This is a genomic window from Ruminococcus turbiniformis, from assembly GCF_020687545.1.
GTDB lineage: Bacteria > Bacillota > Clostridia > Lachnospirales > Lachnospiraceae > Mediterraneibacter > Mediterraneibacter turbiniformis.
In genome coordinates this window covers 1-2,579 of sequence record NZ_JAJEQX010000076.1, presented here as the reverse complement: position 1 = coordinate 2,579, position 2,579 = coordinate 1, and the positions used below count along the sequence as shown (strand labels likewise).

The 2,579-nt window shown below is 46.6% G+C and carries 2 protein-coding genes; both read right to left on the bottom strand.

Annotated features, from left to right (window positions below; genetic code table 11):
- Window positions 1-300: 300 nt before the first annotated feature.
- Window positions 301-1,452, bottom strand: coding sequence for an IS91 family transposase (locus LKD70_RS18315; protein WP_227709293.1), 1,152 nt, complete (start codon window positions 1,450-1,452; stop codon window positions 301-303).
- Complete coding sequence (locus tag LKD70_RS18310) at window positions 1,439-2,314, bottom strand: tyrosine-type recombinase/integrase (RefSeq protein ID WP_227709292.1); 876 nt, start codon at window positions 2,312-2,314, stop codon at window positions 1,439-1,441. Before LKD70_RS18310 ends, LKD70_RS18315 begins: the two co-directional genes overlap by 14 nt.
- Window positions 2,315-2,579: the final 265 nt, after the last annotated feature.

The window sequence follows — 2,579 nt, the reverse complement described above, 5'->3', positions numbered from 1 at the left end:
TATAATTCATTAGGAAAGTATCAGATTCAGAGCAGACACAAAAAGAGCAGTTCTAAGTAAAGTTGAACTGCTCTGAATGTGATTCTTTCCAATTGTACCAAGCTGCGGACGGGTCAGCCAGGATGTATATGGGAAAAGTATCTTTTCCGCTTGGTGAAAATGCTGTGGTCTTACAGAAATTCATCGATATAAAAAGACGGTTTTGGTATCCTTTCACGAAAGCTTTTTATAAAAGGGCATGCTTCGCAGACCTTCTTGCGGAGGCCTTTAAAAAAATATTCAGTGGTTAAGCGGCTTCTGTCAGGAAGGCCCATAGGTCCTTCCGATGCTCTGCATCCGGCAGCATCCACACTCCGGACAGATGCGGATGTCAATCTTCCATACTGCCTTTAAAAGTTCAGCTATGGAAAGATTGATATATTTGGCCCGGAAACGCTGATGCCCCTGAAGGGTAAAGATCAGTTTCAGGTTTTTGCTTTTTCCACGGTTATTCAAAAAGCCATAATACCGGATCTTTTGGAAACCGGGTGGGAGCACATGCATCAGATAGCGGCGGATGAACTCGATGTTTTTCAGAGTGATCACCCTGCGCGGTTCACCGGGCTTTTTCCCCCTGGCAGAAAAAGTGACCTGCTGTTCATCGACAGAAAGGATACGGCTGTTAGAAATGGCAATCTTGTGGGTATATCTTCCGAGATATTCCATCGCATTGCCAAATCCATGGAACGTTTCTTTTATGTAAGGGCACCATTCCTTTCCATAAAGGAGATTGCGGAATTCAGACCATTCATAGGAATTCCGGAGTTTATCACAGGAAGCGGAAAAAACCAGGCGGCTGTTTTTGTAAAACGAATCGAGCCCTGCAAGAAATTTCCCCTTGAATTTATCCCGGAGGACTTCCACCCGGAGAAAGAAGCTGTTTTTTACCTTCCGTATCTTATGGTCGCTGGTAAGCCCACCACCGGAAACAATGCAGTGCATATGGACATGGTAATGGATTTCCTGGTCCCAGGTGTGGAGCACCTGAATGATCCCGGGTGTTGCTCCGAGATGCTTTTTATCCGCAGAAAGTTCTAAAAGCGTTTCGGCGCAGCATCTGTGGAAGAAGCCATAGAGCAGCTGCTGGTTGCACAAGAACAACGCATTCAGTTCATGAGGAAGAGTGAATACCACATGGAAGTAGGGGGCATCTATGACTTCCGCCCTGCGTTTGTCCACCCAGATCTCCTTATTCACAGCCTGGCAGTTGGGACAGTTACGGTTGCGGCAGGAATTGTTGTGGACCTCGGTATGGCCGCAATCGGGACAGATGCTGACACTGCAGCCCAATGCGCCAGTCCTGCACCGAAGGATGGACATGGCAGCCTTTTTTCGGATGTCGGACGGAGGATAAACGGAACAGTATTCCTGCCATCCAAACTCGAAAATCTGTTGGATTTTACTTTGTGCCATAGATACCTCCCATCTTATCAAGGGGATTTATCACATCAGAAAAACGGGTGGCCGCCAAATGGACGTAGAGCATGGTAGATTCCAGGGATTTATGGCCTAAAAGTGCCTTGATAGTAAGCAGGTCAACTCCATTCTCATATAGATGTGTACCGAAGGCATGCCGGAAGGAGTGGCAGGTGATCCTTGTGGGCCAGCCAAGCCGTTCCTCATGCTTATGGATATGCCAGGAAAGATAATAGGTATTGATCGGTCTGTCAGAGACACGTTTCTGGGAGCCTGGAAAAAGCCAGCCTGTAGGCCTGCCGCATTGAAACCAATACTGTGTAAGCAGGTCCAGGGCATACCTGGACAGAGAGGCATAGCGGTCCTGCCGGGCTTTGGTATGGGAAATATGGATGCGCATGTTTTTTCTGTCAATATCCTCATAGCGCAGGCGGCACACTTCCCCGATACGCAGGCCGGAGGAATACATGAGTGCGCACATAGCCCTGGGCTTGATGTCGGGCATGGTGGAAATGAATTGGAAAGCTTCCTCCTGGGAGGGGACATAAGGGAGATAGGCATCAAACTTCCTCATGGGAAGCTGTGAGGGATCCCAGGGTTTGTGAAGGACATAGATGGTAAAAAAGCGGAGCTGAGAAATACAGGCGTTTAAAGTACGGTCAGAAAGATTCTTTTCTTTCTGCAGCCAGCGGATAAAGTCACGCAGTTCCGCCCAGGAAACATCTTCAGGCAGCTTGTGCAGAATATTGGAAAGATAGTCCAGATAAGAGCGGATATAAGTAGAATAAGATACGATGGTATGGTCAGTAAGACCCCGCAGAGAGATCATCTCTCGGAATTGTTTTAAATAATCGTCCATGATAGAACCTCCTAGTGGTAGATAAAACAAGTGATAACAGAGAAACCATCCATGATGGGGAGGAGGACGATAAAAATTTTTCGATATGTAGTTGTTGAGTTTGAAAATCCATGGTAAACTAAGCATAGCAGTTGGCGGTATAGGTTGATTGGTGTGTGTGGTAACTCAACAATACAACATATATTCAAAAACTGCTACTTTTTTTTGAAAAAGTTGTGGTTTCATGTACTTAGGGCTAGCCGCCGCACTAGCGGCTTGGTACAAT

What these genes read in the sequence shown, in the direction of transcription:
- LKD70_RS18310 (WP_227709292.1), bottom strand. Translation starts at nt 2,314, where the DNA reads ATGGACGATTATTTAAAACAATTCCGAGAGATGATCTCTCTGCGGGGT.
- LKD70_RS18315 (WP_227709293.1), bottom strand. Translation starts at nt 1,452, where the DNA reads ATGGCACAAAGTAAAATCCAACAGATTTTCGAGTTTGGATGGCAGGAA.